Here is a 16909-nt window from a genome sequence, read left to right on the forward strand (position 1 = left end):
CGTTGGGACACGATCTCGGCGCGTCGCCGCGTCGGTGGTTGCACGCGGACGTGCTCTGGGTCACGGTTAGGGGATCGGTGCGCGCACCCGTGCACCCCCGACCCAGGGAGGACCCATGTCCGACGTCGCCACCTCGGACCATGCCGCAGGTGAGGACAGCACCGAGCTCAAGAGGGTCATGGGCCCCAAGCTCCTGCTCCTCTTCATCGTCGGAGACATCCTCGGTACGGGCGTCTATGCCCTGACCGGCGCGGTGGCCGGCGAAGTCGGCGGCGCCGCGTGGGCCCCCTTCATCGCGGCCTTCGTCGTTGCCACGATCACGGCCTTCTCGTACCTCGAGCTGGTGACGAAGTACCCGAAGGCCGGAGGCGCGGCAACCTTCATCCACAAGGCCTTCGGTCTGCACTTCCTCACCTTCATGGTGGCCTTCGCCGTCATGTGCTCCGGCATCACCTCGGCGTCGACCGCCTCCAATGCCTTCGCCGGCTTCCTCAGCGACGGACTGGGCCTCACATGGGGCCCGAACCAGTTGCTGATAGCCGCACTGGCCTTCATGCTCGTCATCGCGCTGATCAACTTCCGCGGTGTCGGTGAGTCGGTCAAGGCCAATGTCGTGCTGACCCTGGTCGAGCTCTCCGGTCTGCTGCTCATCATCTTCATCGGCCTCTACGCCGTGACCCAGGGCAAGGCCGACTTCTCCCGCGTGATGGTCTTCGAGAGCGCGAGCGACAAGAACACCTTCTTCGCCATCACCATGGCTACCTCGCTGGCCTTCTTCGCCATGGTCGGCTTCGAGGACTCGGTCAACATGGCCGAGGAGACGCACGAGCCCTCGCGGATCTTCCCCAAGGTCATGCTCACCGGTCTGGGCATCACCGGTGTGATCTACGTGCTCGTGTCGATCACCGCCGTGGCCCTGGTCCCCGTCGGTGACCTCACCGATCCCGACAAGGCCTCGGCCCTGACGCAGGTCGTGGCGGCCGGTGCACCCGGGCTGCCCTTCGACAAGATCTTCCCCTTCATCGGGATGTTCGCCGTCGCCAACTCGGCCCTGATCAACATGCTCATGGCCTCGCGCCTGGTCTACGGCATGGCCCGTCAGGAGGTCCTGCCTCCCGGCCTCGGCGTGGTCCACAAGAGCCGTCAGACACCCTGGGTGGCCATCATCTTCACGACGCTGATCTCCTTCGGCCTGATCAGCTACGTCGTCCTCGACAGCGAGTCGCAGGTCGTCGCGCTGCTCGGTGGCACGACCTCGCTCCTGCTGCTGGCGGTCTTCACCATCGTCAACATCGCGGTGCTCGTGCTGCGTCGCGACAAGGTCGGCCGCGAGCACTTCAAGGCCCCGACCGTGCTGCCGATCATCGGTGCGATCTCCTGTGCCTTCCTCGTCGGCCCGTGGGCCCGCAGCGAGGAGCAGCAGCAGCAGTACGAGATCGCCGGCATCCTGCTTGGTCTCGGCGTCCTGCTGTGGGTGGTCACGTGGTTCATCAACCGCGCGGTCTACGCCAAGAGGACCTACATGCGCGACCCCGAGCACATCGACCACGACTGAGCTCCACGAGGAGAAGGGGGCGGCACCGGTGATCCGGTGCCGCCCCCTTCGCTCTGCGTGGCCGCCGTGTCCCTGCATTGCCCTACGGCAATGCACGGTCGATCCCGCATTGCCGTAGGGCAATGCAGAGTCTTGATGTCGAGAGGTTGCATTGCCGTAGGGCAATGCGGGAGGGGGGCTCAGAGGGAGCCGATGCCGCCGATCACGGCGGAGGCGGGGGTGCCGGAGCCGTCGCGGCGGGCGTCGGCCTCGGGCAGGGTGATCGCCACGCCGTTGGGCTGCGCGGCACGGGCGCCGGCGCGGCCCACCCAAGCGGTGATCAGCGCGTCCTCGCCCTTGAGGAAGCGGTGGGCGCGCACGCCGGCGGTCGCGCGACCCTTGCCGGGGTACTCGTCGAAGGAGGTGACCTTCCACGACCCGGCGTCGGTGCCCGGCAGCGCGTCGGAGGAGCCCGACACCGTGACGACGATGTTGTCGTGGTTGAGGTCGACGGCGCCGAAGAAGACGACCTGGGCATCGTCGGTGAGCCGGATGCCGGCGACGCCGCCCCCGGAGCGGCCCTGCGGGCGGACGTCGGCGGCGGAGAAGTGCAGCAGGCTGGCCTGGCTGGTGACGAAGACGAGCTCCTCCTCGCCGGTCTTGAGCTCGACGGCGCCGACGACGCGGTCGCCGTCCTTGAGTGAGATGGCCTCCCAGGAGTGGCCCTTGGGGTAGTCGGTCGTCACCCGCTTGACCACGCCCCGAGCCGTGCCGAGGGCCAGGCCGGGGGAGTCGGGCGACAGGCTCATCAGGGTCAGGGGCACCTCGTCGGCGGCCAGGTCGACGTAGGCCGCGAGGGGAGCCCCGCCCGACAGCGAGGGCGCGCCGTTGGACGGCGGCAGCGTCGGCAGCTCGAGCGCGCCCAGACGCACCACGCGCCCCGCGGAGGTGACGACGGCCAGCTCCCCGCGCGCGGTCGTGCGCACGGCGGCGACGATCGCGTCGTGCTTGGCCCGACCCCCGTCGCGCGAGAGCGGCTCGGCATCACTCGTGCGGGCGAGCAGACCGGTGCTCGACAGCAGCACCCAGCACGGGTCGTCGGCGACCTCGAGCGGCGTGGAGGCCGCGGCCGGCTGCCCGGCCGACTCGAGCAGCACCGTGCGGCGGGCGTCGCCGTGCATCTTGGCGACGTCGGCGAGCTCGCCGGAGATGAGCCGGGTCATCACCTTGTCGTCGCCGAGGATCTCCTCGAGCGCGGCGATCTGCTCGAGCAGCTCGCTCTGCTCACGCTCCAGCTCGAGCTTGGAGAACTTCGTCAGGCGGCGCAGCTGCAGGTCGAGGATGAAGGTCGCCTGGACCTCGGAGAGGTCGAAGACCTCCTGCAGGCGCGTGCGCGCGATCGACGCGTCGTCGCTGCTGCGGATGACCTGGATGACCTCGTCGATGTCGAGGATTGCGATGAGCAGGCCCTCGACGAGGTGCAACCGCTCGCGGCGCTTGGCCAGGCGGTACTCGCTGCGGCGCCGCACGACGTCCCGGCGGAAGTCGACGTAGACGGTGAGCAGCTCCTTCAGCCCCATGGTCCGGGGCTGGCCGTCGACGAGCGCGACGTTGTTGATGGAGAAGGAGTCCTCCATCGGGGTCAGCTTGTACAGCTGCTCGAGGACCGCCTCGGGGTTGAAGCCGTTCTTGATCTCGATGACCAGCTGCAGTCCGGACTCGCGGTCGGTGAGGTCCTTGACGTCGGCGATACCCTGCAGCTTCTTCGCCTGGACGGCGTCCTTGATCTTCTCGATGACCTTCTCCGGGCCGACGAGGTAGGGCAGCTCGGTGACGATGATGCCCTGGCGGCGCGGCGAGACCTTGTCGATGCGCGTCGTCGCGCGGGTGCGGAAGCTGCCACGCCCGGTGAGGTAGGCGTCGCGGATGCCGTCGAGGCCGATGATCCGGCCGCCGCCGGGCAGGTCCGGGCCGGGGACGAACTTCATCAGGTCGTCGAGGCTGGCGTCGGGGTGGGTCAGCAGGTGCCGAGCCGCGCCGATGACCTCGACGAGGTTGTGCGGCGGCATGTTGGTCGCCATGCCGACGGCGATGCCGGTGGTGCCGTTGACGAGGAGATTGGGGTAGGCCGCCGGCAGCACCTCGGGCTGCAGCAGCTGGTCGTCGTAGTTGGGGACGAAGGGGACGGTGTCCTCGTCGAGCCCGGTCACCATGAGCAGCGCCGCGGGGGCCATCCGGGCCTCGGTGTAGCGGCTGGCGGCCGGGCCGTCGTCGAGGGAGCCGAAGTTGCCGTGGCCGTCGACGAGCGGCAGGCGCATGGAGAAGGGCTGGGCCATGCGCACGAGGGCGTCGTAGATCGCCGAGTCACCGTGCGGGTGGTATTTGCCCATGACCTCGCCGACGACGCGGGAGGACTTGACGTGGCCGCGCTCGGGGCGCAGGCCCATCTCGCTCATCGAGTAGAGGATGCGGCGGTGCACCGGCTTGAGGCCGTCACGGGCGTCGGGCAGGGCGCGCGCGTGGATCACCGAGTAGCTGTACTCGAGGAAGGCATTGCGCATCTCGTCCGCGACGTCGATGTCGACGATCCGCTCGGGCGCGTCGACGGGGGGAGAGGCTGCGGGGCGGCGGGCCATGCGGGCGGTGACTCCTCGTGGGCTGGTGCTGATGAGTCCACCCATCTTCCCCCTTCGCCGCTGTCGGGCCGGGACCGACACACGTGACCTGCCGCGGGGGCGGCACGAGGGGCCCGTGGCAGGATTGGGGACATGACGGAGCTCCCACCGGGGTACCCGGTGCTGGCGGAGGCCGACGTCGTCCTGCGGGACGGCTCGGTCTGCAGACTGCGGCCGATCAAGCCGTCCGATGCCGACGCCATCCGGCACTTCCACTCGCGCCAGTCCGACGAGTCGATCTACCTGCGCTTCTTCGCGCCGATGCGCACCCTGAGCGACCGCGACATCAAGCGCTTCACCGAGGTCGACTACCACGACCGGATGGCGCTCGTCGCGACGATCGGCGACGACATCATCGGCATCGGGCGCTACGACCGGGTGGGCCCGCACACTGCCGAGGTCGCCTTCAACATCTCCGACGACTACCACGGCAAGGGCATCGGGTCGGTGCTGCTCGAGCACCTCGCGGCCATCGCCCACGCCGGCGACATCACCGAGTTCGAGGCGGAGGTGCTGCCGCACAACCGCAAGATGCTCTCCGTCTTCTCCGAGGCCGGCTACCAGGTGAGCCGCCGCCTCGAGGACGGGGTCGTCACCCTCCACTTCGCCATCGAGCCCACCGCCGAGTCGCTGTCGGTGCGCTTCGCCCGCGAGCACCGCGCCGAGTCGCAGAGCGTGCGGGCCATGCTCCACCCGGCCTCGGTGGCGGTCATCGGCGCCAGCCGGCGTGAGCGGGCCATCGGCCACCAGGTGCTCAAGCAGGTCCTCGACGGCGGCTTCACCGGTCAGGTCCACGCGGTCAACCCGGACGCGGGGGAAATCCTCGGCCTGACGGCCGTGCGCACGGTCGGCGAGATCGACGGGGGAGTCGAGCTCGCCGTCATCGCGGTGCCCGCCGAGCGGGTGACCCAGGTCGTCCTCGAGTGCGCCGCGGCAGGGGTCAAGACCCTGCTCATCATCTCCTCGGGTTTCGCCGAGGTCGACGAGGCCGGGGCCGCGCGGCAGCAGGAGGTGCTCCGGCTCGCCCGGACCCACGGCATGCGGGTGCTCGGGCCCAACTCCTTCGGCCTGATCAACAACGACCCCGCGGTGAGCCTCAACGCGACCCTGACCCCGGTCATCCCGCGCCCGGGCCACCTCGGCCTGTTTTCGCAGAGCGGCGCGCTCGCGATCGCCAACCTCGACTCGGCGGCGCGACGCAACCTCGGCATCTCGGTCTTCGCCTCCGCGGGCAACCGGGTCGACGTCTCCGGCAACGACCTCATGCAGTACTGGGTCGACGACGAGCGCACCCACGCGGTGGGGCTCTACCTCGAGTCGATGGGCAACCCGCGCAAGTTTTCCCGTGTCGCCCGCCACCTCGCCTCCAACAAGCCGGTCATCGTCGTCAAGCCGGCGTCGGCGACCTACGGCGCGCCCCCCGGGCACAAGGTCCGCAAGCCCAAGGTCAAGCCGCACGTCTTCGGCTCGATGCTGCAGCAGGCCGGGGTCATCCACTGCGAAAACGTCCACCAGATGTTTGACGTCGCGCAGCTGCTCGTCCACCAGCCGCTGCCGGCGGGGCGCCGCGTGGCCATCGTCGGCAACTCCAGCCAGCTGGCCGCGCTGTGCGCCGACAACGCCACCGAGCGCGGCCTCGAGGTCGTGCACGGTCCGGTCGCCATCCCGACCGAGGCCTCGGCGCGCGAGTTCCAGAGAGCGGTCGACGCCGCCTTCGGTGACCCCGACGTCGACTCCGTCATCGTCTGCTTCATCCCGCCCGTCGGTGCCCTGGACCAGGAGGTCGTCGAGGCCCTGCGGCACGCCGCCTCCCGATCCGACAAGCCGTGCGTGGCGACGCTGCTCGGTCTTCTTGGCGTCGACGAAGGGGGTGACGCCGCCTTCCTCCACGAGACCGGTGACGTCGCCGACGACACCCCGCGCCAGGCGGTGCCGCTCTACCCGATGCCCGAGGAGGCCATCCGGGCCCTGGCCCTGGCGACGGACTACGGGCAGTGGCGCGACAAGGACAAGGGCGAGACCGTCGTGCGCGACGGCATCGACCGGTGGGCTGCGCGGGCGCTGCTCGACCGGGTGCTCGAGGAGGACCCGGAGGGCCGGGCCCTGACGAGCGACGAGTCCCGTGAGCTGCTCGCCGCCTACGGCATCGACGTGTGGCCCCGCTTCGAGGCGGCTGACGCCGACGAGGCCGTCGCCATCGCGGAGGAGGTCGGCTACCCGGTCGTCGTCAAGTCACTCTCCCCGCTGGTGCGTGGGCAGGCCCTCCTCGAGGGCATCCGCGTCGACCTGCACGACGCGCACGCGGTGCGCTCGGCCTTCGAGGCCCTGGACCGGCGGCTGGCGCCGATGGACGCCAACTACTTCGTCGTGCAGCGGATGGCCCGGCCGGGGGTCTCGACGGTGCTCTCGACGCTGGAGGACCCCCTCTTCGGGCCGGTCGTCTCCTTCAGCATCGCGGGGGCGCCGACGACCCTGCTCGACGACATCGCCTACCGGATCCCGCCGCTCACCGACGTCGACGTGCGCGAGCTCGTCGAGGACCTCAAGCTCGCCCCGCTGCTCATGGGGCACGATGGCGCGGCGCCGGTCGACCGGGCGGCGCTCGAGGACATCCTCGGGCGGCTGTCGATCATGTCCGACGACTTCCTCGAGCTGTCGTCGGTCGAGCTCAACCCCGTCGTCGCCCACCCCGAGGGCGCCACGGTGCTCGGCGCCGACGTCATGATCGCGCCGGTGACCCGTCGCCGGATCGACACCGGCGCGCGGAGCCTCACCTGACGCTGGGGCACAATGGCCCACATGCCCGCACCTGCTGATCTCACGGCGATCTCGCTCCCGGACGCCCTCATGGCCGACATCGAGCGCGCGGGCTACTACCCGGCCCTCGTCGCCGACGTCATCAAGGCCGCGGTCGGGTCCGAGGACGTGCACGGTCACCTCGTGCACCAGGAGACGACCTTCGACCAGGACGCCGTGCGGCGGCACATCACGGTCTTCGCCCGCACCGGCACCCGGCTCGTCGTCGCCCACGCCGACGACTTCCCGGACCACTTCTCCGGGGCCCACGAGGTCGCCACGGCCACGACCGAGTGCATCCCGCTCGCCTCGGTGCGCGGCGTCATGCTGACCCACGTCGTCGGTGACCCCTCGAGCTATGTGCCCGGGTCCCTCGGCAGCGAGGTCACGCTCACCGTCGGCTGGGGCGCGGTCAGCCGCGTCGACCTGCTGCCCGCGCAGTGCAACGACCCGGACTGCGAGGGCGGCGACCACGGCTACGACGGCACCATCACGAGCGACGACATCGCCCTGCGGATCAGCGCGCAGGCCGAAGGCCGTGAGGCGCTCGACCGCGCCATCGAGTTCGCCCGCGACCTGTCGGCGAGCATCGGGCACCGCTCGCCCGCATGACGCACCACCACTCGCCCCTCCTGCCCGCCACGCCGCGGCTCGACCGCGTGCTGCCGGCCGTTGCGACGAGCCTGGGCGTCCCCGGCCTGACGAAGGGAGGGGACCGCCCCCTTCGTCCCGCCCGCAGGGCCGTCGTCGTCCTCGTCGACGGACTCGGAGCCCATCTGCTCGCCCGTCGCGGTGGCCACGCGCCCTTCCTGCGCCGCCTGCTGCAGGACCCGCAGGCTGCGGTGACCCTCGACTGCGGCTTCCCGTCGACGACGGCGACCTCGATGGGCACCTTCGGCACCGGCACGCTCGCCGGCGCCCACGGGCTCGTCGGCTACGAGGCCTACGACCCCGACACCGACAGCGTCTTCAACGAGCTGTCATGGGAGGAGGGCCCCGAGCCGCGGCGCTGGCAACCGGCTCCCACGGTCTTCGAGGCCGCCCAGGATGCCGGGGTCTCGGTGACCCGGGTCGGGCCGGGGTTCTTCGACGGCTCCGGTCTCACCGAGGCCGCCCTGCGAGGCGGCCGCTTCACCGCCGCCTCCAGCCTGGCGGCTCGGGTCGACGCGACGGTGAGCGCCCTTCGGGCACAGCCGCGCTGCCTCGTCTACCTCTACTGGGGTGACCTCGACAAGGTCGGTCACGTGCACGGCGTCGGGTCGCTGGAGTGGGGCGACGAGCTCGAGGCCGTCGACGCCGAGCTGGCCCGCCTCGCCGGGCTGCTGCCGCCCGACACCACCCTGCACATCACGGCCGACCACGGCATGGTCGACGTCCCGCTGGACGCGCGACCCGACATGGCGCACGACGCCGAGCTCGACGCCGGCGTGCGGCACGTCGCGGGGGAGCCCCGCTGCCTGCAGCTGCACGTCGTGCCCGGGGCTCGCGAGGACGTCCTCGCGGCCTGGCGCGGACGCCTCGGCGACGACGCCGTCGTCCTCGACGCCGACGACGCCATCGCCCGCGGGTGGTTCGGTCCGGTCAGCGACCTCGTCCGGCCCCGCATCGGCGATGTCATCGCCGCGATGACCGGACCGGTGGCGGTCGTCGACTCGCGTCGCCACCGTCCGGAGCTGCGGGCCCTACTCGGTGTGCACGGGTCGATCACCACCGACGAGGTGGCGATCCCGTGGCTCGTCCTCGACCCCCGGGAGCACTGACGTGGCCGAGCTGAGCTTCTTCGCCGGCACGATGGACTGCGGCAAGTCCACCCTCGCGCTGCAGATGGACCACAACCACCGGGCCAGGGGCCGGGTCGGCATCATCTTCACCCGCCTCGACCGCTCGGGCGAGGCAGTGCTCTCCTCGCGCCTGGGTCTGTCGACGAGCGCGGTCGAGGTCGCCGAGGAGCTCGACTTCTGGGAGACGGTCGTCGCCTCGCTCACTGCCGGTGCGCGGGTCGACTACCTCATCTGCGACGAGGCGCAGTTCTACACGCGTGAGCAGGTCGACCAGCTCGCGCGGATCGTCGACGAGCTCGACATCGAGGTCTTCGCCTTCGGGATCACGAGCGACTTCCGCACCGAACTCTTCCCGGGGAGCCAGCGGCTCATCGAGCTCGCCGACCGCACCCAGGTGCTGCAGGTGTCGGCGCTGTGCTGGTGCGGCCGTCGGGCGACGCACAATGCCCGCGTGGTCGACGGGGTCATGGTCGTCGAGGGCGAGCAGGTCGTCGTCGGGGACACCGCGGAGCCCGCCCGGGAGAGCCACGTGGAGTACGAGGTGCTCTGCCGCCGCCACCACATGCGGCGGATGAACTCGCGTGCGGCCCAGACCGCGGCCCAGTCGGCGGACGTCCTGCCCTTCGACCTCGACGCCTGCCCGGTCCCGCCGCCCGGGTGACACCCGGGGCGGTCAGTCCCGGGTCGTCCCGAACATCACGTCGTCCCAGCTCGGCACGCCCTTGCGGCCCTTGCGGCCACGACCCTTGGCCGAGGACTCCTGGGGCTGCGGCGCCGCCTCGGTCTCGGTCTCTGCCTCGGCCTGCGGTGCCGTGCCCTCGGACGCGGCCAGGTCGTCCGAGTCGGTGTCGGAGTCGGTGTCGGTGGACTCCGAGTCGGCCGCGTCGCCCGCGGGGCCAGATGCCTCGTCGGGCGTGAGGTCCTCGGGCTCGACAGGCGTGTCGTCCTTGGACTCGTCCGGTGTCGCGGACGCCGGAGTGGGCCCGTCGGTGGCCGGAGCCGGCTGCGCCTCGGCCTGTGCCTGAGTCGGCTCGGAGCCGGCCGAGGACTGCCCGGGCGCCTGCTCGGGGGTGGGCTGGGTCTGCGTCGGCTCGGCCGGCTGCTCGTCACGCGGGTGGGTGCCGCGCGCCGGGGGCGGCAGCTCCTCGAGAGGCAGGGCGTCGTCGTGCGCCGGCGCGGCGGCGGCCTCGCTCGCGCGCTTGCGGCGACCGCCGCCACGGCGACGGCTCTTGGCGCCGGAGTGCTCGCGCATGGAGTTGATCAGGTCGTCGGTGTTGGCCCGGGTCGCCCGCTCGGCCTTGGTCTCCTCGACCTCGACGTCGAAGACCGCGGTCGGCCGGTGCACGGGGGTCGGGACCGGGCCCGCCTGCGGGGTGTCGGCCTCGGAGAGCCACTTGGCCTCGTCGTTCTTGGCCACGACGCTCATGCCAGCGAGGTCGAACCACCACGTGGCCGTGCGGTCGCGACCGCCTGCGGCGAAGACCGCGGAGACGGTCCACTGGCCCTCGGCGTCGCGGAAGGCGTCCCACTCGACCGAGGAGGGCTCGACACCGCGCCCGGTGAGGCGGGTCGCCGCGCGCTGGGCGAGGGTCTCGGGGGAGCCGGCCTGGTTGGTGCCGCGCATGCGCACGGTCTGCGCCCGGGTCGCCACGTGCTCGCGCTCGGCGAGGATGGGTCCCTCGAAGCGGGCGATCTTGTCGAGGTCCCAGCCGGTGCGGGCGGCGACCTCGTCGGCGCTCGCACCGGCGCGGATCATGGCCTGCACCTCGCGCGGGCGCACGTTGTTGTCGATCGCGATCTGCAGCTGGCCCAGCCGCGGGCGATCGCGGCGCGCAGCGGCGCGCAGGGGCTCGTCGATGCGCAGGCGGTACTCCTCGCCGGCATCGTCGGTCACCACGAGGTGTTCGCCGTCGTCATGCACCCCGATGAGTCGCAGGTCGCGCATCAACAATCCCTCTCGTCTTCGTGCTCGGCACGACTCTGCCACCTGCCGCGCCCGATCCGGTGACGCACACGCCGCGGGGTTACCTTGTGTCCATGCCCGACCCAGTGACCGAGCACCCCCTTCGCCCCTACGACGCGGTCCTCGTCCAGTCCTTCGGTGGTCCCGAGGGGCCCGACGAGGTCCTGCCCTTCCTCCGCCGGGTGACCGCCGGTCGCGGCGTGCCCGACGAGCGCCTGGTCGAGGTGGGCGCGCACTACGAGCGGGTCGGCGGCGTCAGCCCGCTGCCCGCGCTCAACCGGCGGCTCGTCGCCGACCTGACCGCCGAGCTCACGGCCCGCGAGTGCCCCCTGCCGGTGGCCCTGGGCAACCGCAACTCCACCCCCTTCGTCACGGAGGCGCTCGACGAGCTGGAGGCCGGCGGCGCCCGGCGCGTCCTCGTCGTGCCGACGAGCGCCTGGCGCAGCTACTCCTCGTGCCGACAGTACCGCGAGGGCCTGGCCGAGGCGGTCGAAGGGAGGGAGGGTCTCGTCGTCGACAAGGTCCGGCCCTTCGGCGAGCACCCCGGCTTCGCCGCGACGCTCGCCCGCCACACGCTCGACGCCGCCCGCGGCGCCGTGGAGCAGGTCGGTGCCGACGGGGTCGCCCTGCTCTACGTCACGCACTCGATCCCCGACGCGATGGACGAGACCTCGGGGCCGGGGGACGGTGACGGGCGTGCCTACTCCGCCGACCAGGCCGAGCTGGCCGCGGCGATCACCGCCGAGGTCGACGCGGTCCTCGGCACCGACCTGCCGGCGGGGCTGGCCTTCTGCTCGCGCTCGGGCTCGCCGCGCACGCCGTGGCTCGAGCCGGACGTCAACGACCGCCTGCGCGAGCTCGCCGACGAGGGGCTGCGGCATGTCGTCGTCGTGCCGATCGGATTCGTCTCCGACCACATGGAGGTCACCCACGACCTCGACGTCGAGGCCGCCGAGACCGCGGCAGAGGTCGGCCTGGGGATGACCCGTGTGCCGACCCCGGGGGCTGACGGCGACTTCGTCCGCGGACTCGTCGACCTCATGCTCGAGCGGGCAGCCCAGGCACGCGGCGAGGAGCCGGTCCGGGCGGTGTGGCGCGACCTCGACTCCCACCCGTCTGTGTGCCCGGTCGGCTGCTGCCCCAACCTGCGCGAGGCCCTGCCGGCGTCGTGCGGATCGGACTGACGTGACCGCCACACCCACGCCGACCCTGCCCGCCGGTGTCGACCCGGCCGAGCTCGCCGCGATCGCCCTCACGGTCGCGGTCGAGGCGGGCGAGCTCATCACCGTCGAGCGGCCCCGTGACCTGGGTGTCGCCGAGACCAAGAGCTCGCGCACCGATGTCGTCACCGTGATGGACCAGCGCAGCCAGGACCACCTGCTCGCCCGGCTCGGGCAGCTGCGTCCGGACGACGGCTTCGCGGGGGAGGAGCGCGGCGGTCGCGTCGGCACCTCCGGCATCACGTGGGTCGTCGACCCGATCGACGGCACCGTCAACTACCTCTACGAGATCCCCGCCTATGCGGTGTCGGTGGCCGCGGTCGTCGGTGACCCGACGGTCGACGGCGTTTGGCGACCGGTGGCCGGTGCGGTCGTCAACCCCGTGACGGGGGAGCGCTATCGCGCCTGGCTCGGCGGCGGGTCGTGGCGCGGCGTCGATGACGAGGAGCCGCGCCGCCTGCAGGTGGGCGAGACCCCGCTCGAGCTCGCGCTGTGCGGCACCGGCTTCGGCTACGACGCCGACCGCCGGGCCTGGCAGGCAGCAGTCCTCACCCACGTCCTGCCGCGGGTGCGGGACATCCGGCGGCTCGGCAGCGCGGCCCTCGACCTGTGCCGCATCGCCGATGGGAGTCTCGACGTCTACCACGAGCGTGGCCTCAACCCCTGGGACATGGCGGCCGGGTGGCTCGTCGCGACCGAGGCCGGAGCCGTGGTCACCGACCTCGCCGGCGGGGCCCCGCGGGAGCGGATGACCCTCGCCGGGGCTCCCGGCGTGCACGCCGAGATGAGTGCCGTGCTGGCCGCGGCCGTCGCCGCCGTCGGACCAGAATCCGGGCGCTGACCCCAAAGAGGTGGCGTTCGCCCCGCCGATGGGGCACAATCCGGCGCGCCGGGCACAAATTCAGCACCTGCTGCGTTGATGACGGCGCATCACGTTTTCAGCCCTGCTAACCCCCAAGGAATCAGGAGAGATGGCGACCGATTACGACGCCCCTCGCAAGACCGACGACGACCTGTCAGAGGACTCCATCGAGGAGCTCAAGTCCCGTCGCGGTGACGCGACCTCCGCCAATGTCGACGTCGACGAGACCGAGATGGCCGAGGGCTTCGAGCTGCCCGGCGCCGACCTCTCCGGCGAGGAGATGTCGGTGCGGGTCGTCCCGCGCCAGGCGGACGAGTTCACCTGCACGAGCTGCTTCCTCGTCCACCACCGCAGTCAGCTGGCCAGCGACGGCAAGAACGGTCCGGTCTGCACCGAGTGCGCTGCCTGACCCGTGACTGACGGAGCCCGTCAGATCACCGTCCCGGTGCGCCTCGTGCACCGGGACGCCGTCGCGCCCGCCTACGCCCAGCACGGCGACGCGGGCGCGGACCTCACCTCGGTCGCGGAGGTGACCCTCGCACCGGGGGAGCGGGCGCTCGTGCCCACCGGCGTCAGCCTCGCGATCCCGCACGGCTGGGTCGGGCTGGTGCACCCGCGCTCGGGGCTCGCGGCCCGCCACGGCATCTCCGTGGTCAACGCCCCCGGCACCGTCGACTCCGGCTACCGCGGCGAGGTCCTCGTCAACCTCGTCAACCTCGACCCGCGGGAGTCCTTCACCGTCCGTGTGGGTGACCGGATCGCCCAGCTGGTGCTCCAGGAGGTCGCCGAGGGGCTCTTCGAGCTCTCCGATTCGCTTCCACCCAGCCCACGGGGAGAGACTGGGCACGGATCCACTGGGGGCTTCGGCCCGGAGTCGACGACAGGACGTGAGTGATGTTCGGGCGCAAGAAGAAGGCCGCTGCCGCAGCTGACGAGGCGAGCACCGCCCCGGACCCGACGACCGACGCCGTCGACCCTGCCGCACCGGCCGACGAGGCCGACGCCGACGCCGCTACCGGCCCGCGCGACTCCAACGACGTCACCGACGTCAGCGCACTGCTCGACCTGGGCGCGCTCCTGCTCACCCCCACGCCCGGCACCGAGGTGCGTCTCGAGGTGGACCAGCAGAGTGACGACGTGACGGCCGTGCAGGTCGCCGACGACCACGGCGCCGTCCAGCTGCAGGTCTTCGCCGCCCCGCGCTCGGCGGGCATCTGGGACGAGATCCGTGAGGAGATCGCCGAGATGATCTCCGGCAGCGGCGGCACGGTGGAGAGCGTCCCCGGTCCCTTCGGCGACGAGCTGCGCAGCCGCCTGGCCCAGCCCGGCCCGCAGGGCCGCACCGTCTTCGCCCCCGCCGTGTTCGCCGGTGTCGACGGCCCGCGCTGGTTCCTGCGCGCCGTCTACTCCGGGTCCGCTGCCGTCGACGAGGGCGAGCGCGCCCGCTTCGACGAGGTCGTGCGCACGGCGGTCGTCGTACGCGGTGACGACCCGCGGGCACCGCGCGAGATGCTGCCCCTGCAGATGCCGGTGGGCCAGCAGCGACCCGCTGCCGCCGAGCCGGAGGCCGAGGCCCCGGTCGACGACCTCAAGCCCTTCGAGCGCGGTCCCGAGATCACCGAGGTGCGCTGATGGCCTCGCTGCTGCGGCGTCTGGTCGACCTGGGGCGTTCCGATGACGAGGTCGCGGCCGACGAGCTGCGCGACGCCGCCAGCGCCCACGGGTGTCGACCGATCACCGACGAGACCGACCGCGAGGTCGTCACGGTCGCCGGCACGGTCACAGCCGTCACCCTTCGCCCCAAGGTCACCGTCCCGGCGCTCGTCGCCGACGTCTTCGACGGGTCCGGCACGGTGCAGCTCGTCTGGCTCGGCCGGCGCAGCATCGGCGGGATCAACCCGGGGGTCTACGTCAAGGCGACCGGGCTCGTGTGCCGCCCCAAGGGCACGCCGGTCATGTACAACCCCGCCTACGAGATCCTGCCCGGCCATGGCGGCTGAGGGCCCGGAGCCGATCGCCGCACCGATCCACCCCACGGTCGAGGCCCTGATCCGCCACCGACTCGGCGAGGCGCTCGGCGGGCTGCGGGGTTCGCTCGAGGCGGCCATGCCCATGCTGGCCTTCGTCATCGTCTGGTCGGCGACCCGGGAGCGCAACCTCGCGATCGGCGCGGCCGCCGTGCTCACCGTGGCCTTCGCGGTGGTCCGTCTGGTGCAGCGCCAGACCCTCCAGTACGTCCTCGGCGGGGTCTTTGCGACCGCGCTCGCGGCCTTCTTCGCGCTCCGTTCGGGCAATGCCGAGGACGCCTTCCTGCCCGGGATCCTCACCTCGCTCGCCTACCTCATCGGGTCGCTGGTGTCGGTGCTCGTGCGCTGGCCGGTCGTCGGGCTCATGGTCGGTGTCGCGGACCAGGCCGCGGTGGCCGCCGGCGACCCCTTCCGCTGGCGACGCAATGCCGCCGCCGTGCGGGTGTGCAGCCGCCTGACCCTCGTGCTCGTGGCCGTCTACGTCATCCGGGTCGGCATCATGGGTCCGCTCTACCTCGCGGGCAATGTCGCCGGGCTGACCATCTCCAAGGTCGTGCTCGGCTGGCCGCTGTGGGTGGGCGCCGTCGCCGTCATGGGCGCGATGCTGCTCAAGGGGCACACCCCGATCGACCCCGACGACGAGCTGGTCCAGCCGGTCGACGTCGGCCGCGCCTGATCCCCCTTCGCCCTCCGGGACGTCAGGAGGAGCGGCGCCGCGGTGTCGAGCCTGGCCGCATCATCGCCTCGAGCTGGGGCTCGGCCTCGGCGGTGGTGAGCAGGAGGAGCTCGTCGTGCGCCTCGAGGGCGTCGTCGGCCGTCGGACCGAGCGGGCGACCGTCGCGGATGATGCCGACGAGCAGGGTGTCGACGGGGAAGTCGATGTCGCCGACGCGGCGACCGACATTGGGGTTGTCGGCCGGCAGGGTGATCTCGGCCATCGCGGCGCTGCCCTGCTGGAAGTCGAAGATGCGCACGAGGTCGCCGACACTCACCGCCTCCTCGACGAGGGCGGTCATCAGGCGCGGCGTGGACACCGCGACGTCGACACCCCAGGACTCGTCGAACATCCACTCGTTCTTGGGGTTGTTGACGCGGGCGACGGTGCGGGGCACGCCGAACTCGGTCTTGGCGAGCAGGGAGACGACGAGATTGGCCTTGTCGTCACCGGTCGCGCACACGACGACGTCGCTGGTGTGGACCTCGGCCTCCTGGAGCGTGGAGATCTCGCAGGCGTCGCCGGAGAGCCAGCTGGCCTCGGCGAGCTTGGCGACCCGGCTCTCGTTGGCGTCCTTGTCGATGAGCAGGACGCTGTGGCCGTTCTGCAGGAGCTCCTGGCCGATGGACCGGCCGACCGACCCGGCTCCGACGATGACGACGCGCATGACTCAGACCTCCTGCGGGGGCTGGCCGTCGAGGATCCGCTCGACGTCGGGCACCCGGTCGCGGGGGATGACCAGGTGGACGAGGTCGCCCTCCTGGTGGACGGTGTCGGGCCGGGGCAGGATGCCCTCGCCGAGCCGGGTGATGTAGGCGATGCGGGCGCCGGTGGCCTCCTCGAGGCTCGTCAGCCGGCGACCCACCCAGGCCGACGAGACCTGGATCTCGGCGACGACGAGTCGGCCGGAGGCATCGGTCATCTCGGTGGCCTGACCCTGGGGCAGCATCCGCCGCAGGACCTGGTCGGCGGTCCAGCGGACCGTCGCGACCGTCGGGATGCCGAGGCGCTGGTAGACCTGCGCCCGGTCGGGGTCGTAGATGCGCGCGACGACGTGCTCGACGCCGAAGGTCTCACGCGCCACCCGAGCGGCGAGGATGTTGGAGTTGTCGCCGCTCGAGACGGCCGCAAGGGCGTAGGCGTCCTCGATCCCCGCCTGCAGCAGGGTGTCGCGGTCGAAGCCGACCCCGGCGACCCGGCGTCCGTTGAAGTCACTGCCGAGGCGGCGGAAGGCGCTGGGGTCCTGGTCGACGACGGCGACGTCGTGGCCGATGCGCTCGAGGGAACGCGCGAGCGAGGCGCCGACACGGCCGCAGCCCATGATGACGAAGTGCAC

16 protein-coding genes are annotated in these 16909 nt (G+C 71.9%); 12 read left to right on the forward strand and 4 right to left on the reverse strand.

Translation table 11 applies throughout. The features are described 5' to 3' along the window. Positions 1-115: 115 nt before the first annotated feature. Positions 116-1555 (forward strand): APC family permease, encoded by a 1440-nt coding sequence (locus tag NYE39_RS01205; protein ID WP_072624439.1) that lies wholly within the window; start codon positions 116-118, stop codon positions 1553-1555. 179 nt (positions 1556-1734) lie between these two features. On the opposite strand, the gene NYE39_RS01210 is transcribed toward NYE39_RS01205, so the two are convergent. After that, on the reverse strand, positions 1735-4170 hold the full coding sequence (locus NYE39_RS01210; RefSeq protein ID WP_072624440.1) for a DNA gyrase/topoisomerase IV subunit A: 2436 nt from the start codon (positions 4168-4170) through the stop codon (positions 1735-1737). Positions 4171-4302: 132 nt separating this feature from the next. Here NYE39_RS01210 and NYE39_RS01215 point away from each other — a divergent pair, with 132 nt between their 5' ends. From NYE39_RS01215 to NYE39_RS01230, 4 genes are read left to right on the forward strand one after another with little or no spacing between them, the layout of a single operon-like run. Continuing rightward, a complete protein-coding gene (locus tag NYE39_RS01215) occupies positions 4303-6987 on the forward strand; it encodes a bifunctional acetate--CoA ligase family protein/GNAT family N-acetyltransferase (protein WP_072624441.1) in 2685 nt (894 codons plus the stop codon). Positions 6988-6999: 12 nt separating this feature from the next. After that, the gene (locus NYE39_RS01220) at positions 7000-7617 is read left to right on the forward strand and encodes a DUF5998 family protein (RefSeq protein ID WP_072624442.1); all 618 of its coding nucleotides are present in this window, start codon (positions 7000-7002) and stop codon (positions 7615-7617) included. Beyond that, positions 7614-8765 (forward strand): alkaline phosphatase family protein, encoded by a 1152-nt coding sequence (locus tag NYE39_RS01225; protein WP_072624443.1) that lies wholly within the window; start codon positions 7614-7616, stop codon positions 8763-8765. Before NYE39_RS01220 ends, NYE39_RS01225 begins: the two co-directional genes overlap by 4 nt. A 1-nt stretch (position 8766) precedes the next feature. Beyond that, the gene (locus tag NYE39_RS01230; RefSeq protein ID WP_072624444.1) at positions 8767-9447 is read left to right on the forward strand and encodes a thymidine kinase; all 681 of its coding nucleotides are present in this window, start codon (positions 8767-8769) and stop codon (positions 9445-9447) included. A gap of 12 nt (positions 9448-9459) precedes the next feature. Here NYE39_RS01230 and sepH read toward each other — a convergent pair whose 3' ends face one another. Then, the gene (gene sepH, locus NYE39_RS01235; protein WP_072624445.1) at positions 9460-10731 is read right to left on the reverse strand and encodes a septation protein SepH; all 1272 of its coding nucleotides are present in this window, start codon (positions 10729-10731) and stop codon (positions 9460-9462) included. Positions 10732-10823: 92 nt separating this feature from the next. Here sepH and NYE39_RS01240 point away from each other — a divergent pair, with 92 nt between their 5' ends. From NYE39_RS01240 to NYE39_RS01270, 7 genes are all read left to right on the forward strand, one after another. Then, the gene (locus NYE39_RS01240; RefSeq protein ID WP_341011656.1) at positions 10824-11933 is read left to right on the forward strand and encodes a ferrochelatase; all 1110 of its coding nucleotides are present in this window, start codon (positions 10824-10826) and stop codon (positions 11931-11933) included. 1 nt (position 11934) lies between these two features. Next, the gene (locus tag NYE39_RS01245) at positions 11935-12810 is read left to right on the forward strand and encodes an inositol monophosphatase family protein (RefSeq protein ID WP_341011657.1); all 876 of its coding nucleotides are present in this window, start codon (positions 11935-11937) and stop codon (positions 12808-12810) included. Positions 12811-12940: 130 nt separating this feature from the next. Beyond that, the gene (locus NYE39_RS01250) at positions 12941-13240 is read left to right on the forward strand and encodes a DUF4193 domain-containing protein (protein ID WP_068317285.1); all 300 of its coding nucleotides are present in this window, start codon (positions 12941-12943) and stop codon (positions 13238-13240) included. A gap of 3 nt (positions 13241-13243) precedes the next feature. Further along, positions 13244-13726, forward strand: coding sequence for a dUTP diphosphatase (gene dut, locus NYE39_RS01255; protein ID WP_185222072.1), 483 nt, complete (start codon positions 13244-13246; stop codon positions 13724-13726). Further along, the gene (locus tag NYE39_RS01260; protein ID WP_185222073.1) at positions 13726-14463 is read left to right on the forward strand and encodes a DUF3710 domain-containing protein; all 738 of its coding nucleotides are present in this window, start codon (positions 13726-13728) and stop codon (positions 14461-14463) included. Before dut ends, NYE39_RS01260 begins: the two co-directional genes overlap by 1 nt. Further along, positions 14463-14831, forward strand: a complete 369-nt coding sequence (locus NYE39_RS01265; RefSeq protein WP_072624450.1) for an OB-fold nucleic acid binding domain-containing protein — start codon at positions 14463-14465, stop codon at positions 14829-14831. The genes NYE39_RS01260 and NYE39_RS01265 overlap by 1 nt, the downstream gene beginning before the upstream one ends. Further along, positions 14821-15534: a DUF3159 domain-containing protein gene (locus NYE39_RS01270; RefSeq protein WP_185222074.1), complete on the forward strand. Its 714-nt coding sequence runs from the start codon at positions 14821-14823 to the stop codon at positions 15532-15534. Before NYE39_RS01265 ends, NYE39_RS01270 begins: the two co-directional genes overlap by 11 nt. Before the next feature lie 22 nt (positions 15535-15556). Here NYE39_RS01270 and NYE39_RS01275 read toward each other — a convergent pair whose 3' ends face one another. Both NYE39_RS01275 and NYE39_RS01280 read right to left on the reverse strand, forming a co-directional pair. Continuing rightward, the gene (locus tag NYE39_RS01275; RefSeq protein WP_341011658.1) at positions 15557-16240 is read right to left on the reverse strand and encodes a potassium channel family protein; all 684 of its coding nucleotides are present in this window, start codon (positions 16238-16240) and stop codon (positions 15557-15559) included. 3 nt (positions 16241-16243) lie between these two features. Further along, positions 16244-16909 (reverse strand): potassium channel family protein, encoded by a 666-nt coding sequence (locus NYE39_RS01280; RefSeq protein WP_185222076.1) that lies wholly within the window; start codon positions 16907-16909, stop codon positions 16244-16246.

This window comes from Janibacter sp. FSL W8-0316 (assembly GCF_038004165.1).
Classification (GTDB): domain Bacteria; phylum Actinomycetota; class Actinomycetes; order Actinomycetales; family Dermatophilaceae; genus Janibacter; species Janibacter indicus.

Bases quoted from the DNA above. Each gene is read 5' to 3' on its own strand.
- NYE39_RS01205 (WP_072624439.1), top strand. From the start codon at position 116: ATGTCCGACGTCGCCACCTCGGACCATGCCGCAGGTGAGGACAGCACC.
- NYE39_RS01210 (WP_072624440.1), bottom strand. From the start codon at position 4,170: ATGGCCCGCCGCCCCGCAGCCTCTCCCCCCGTCGACGCGCCCGAGCGG.
- NYE39_RS01215 (WP_072624441.1), top strand. From the start codon at position 4,303: ATGACGGAGCTCCCACCGGGGTACCCGGTGCTGGCGGAGGCCGACGTC.
- NYE39_RS01220 (WP_072624442.1), top strand. From the start codon at position 7,000: ATGGCCCACATGCCCGCACCTGCTGATCTCACGGCGATCTCGCTCCCG.
- NYE39_RS01225 (WP_072624443.1), top strand. From the start codon at position 7,614: ATGACGCACCACCACTCGCCCCTCCTGCCCGCCACGCCGCGGCTCGAC.
- sepH (WP_072624445.1), bottom strand. From the start codon at position 10,731: ATGCGCGACCTGCGACTCATCGGGGTGCATGACGACGGCGAACACCTC.
- NYE39_RS01240 (WP_341011656.1), top strand. From the start codon at position 10,824: ATGCCCGACCCAGTGACCGAGCACCCCCTTCGCCCCTACGACGCGGTC.
- NYE39_RS01250 (WP_068317285.1), top strand. From the start codon at position 12,941: ATGGCGACCGATTACGACGCCCCTCGCAAGACCGACGACGACCTGTCA.
- NYE39_RS01260 (WP_185222073.1), top strand. From the start codon at position 13,726: ATGTTCGGGCGCAAGAAGAAGGCCGCTGCCGCAGCTGACGAGGCGAGC.
- NYE39_RS01265 (WP_072624450.1), top strand. From the start codon at position 14,463: ATGGCCTCGCTGCTGCGGCGTCTGGTCGACCTGGGGCGTTCCGATGAC.
- NYE39_RS01270 (WP_185222074.1), top strand. From the start codon at position 14,821: ATGGCGGCTGAGGGCCCGGAGCCGATCGCCGCACCGATCCACCCCACG.
- NYE39_RS01275 (WP_341011658.1), bottom strand. From the start codon at position 16,240: ATGCGCGTCGTCATCGTCGGAGCCGGGTCGGTCGGCCGGTCCATCGGC.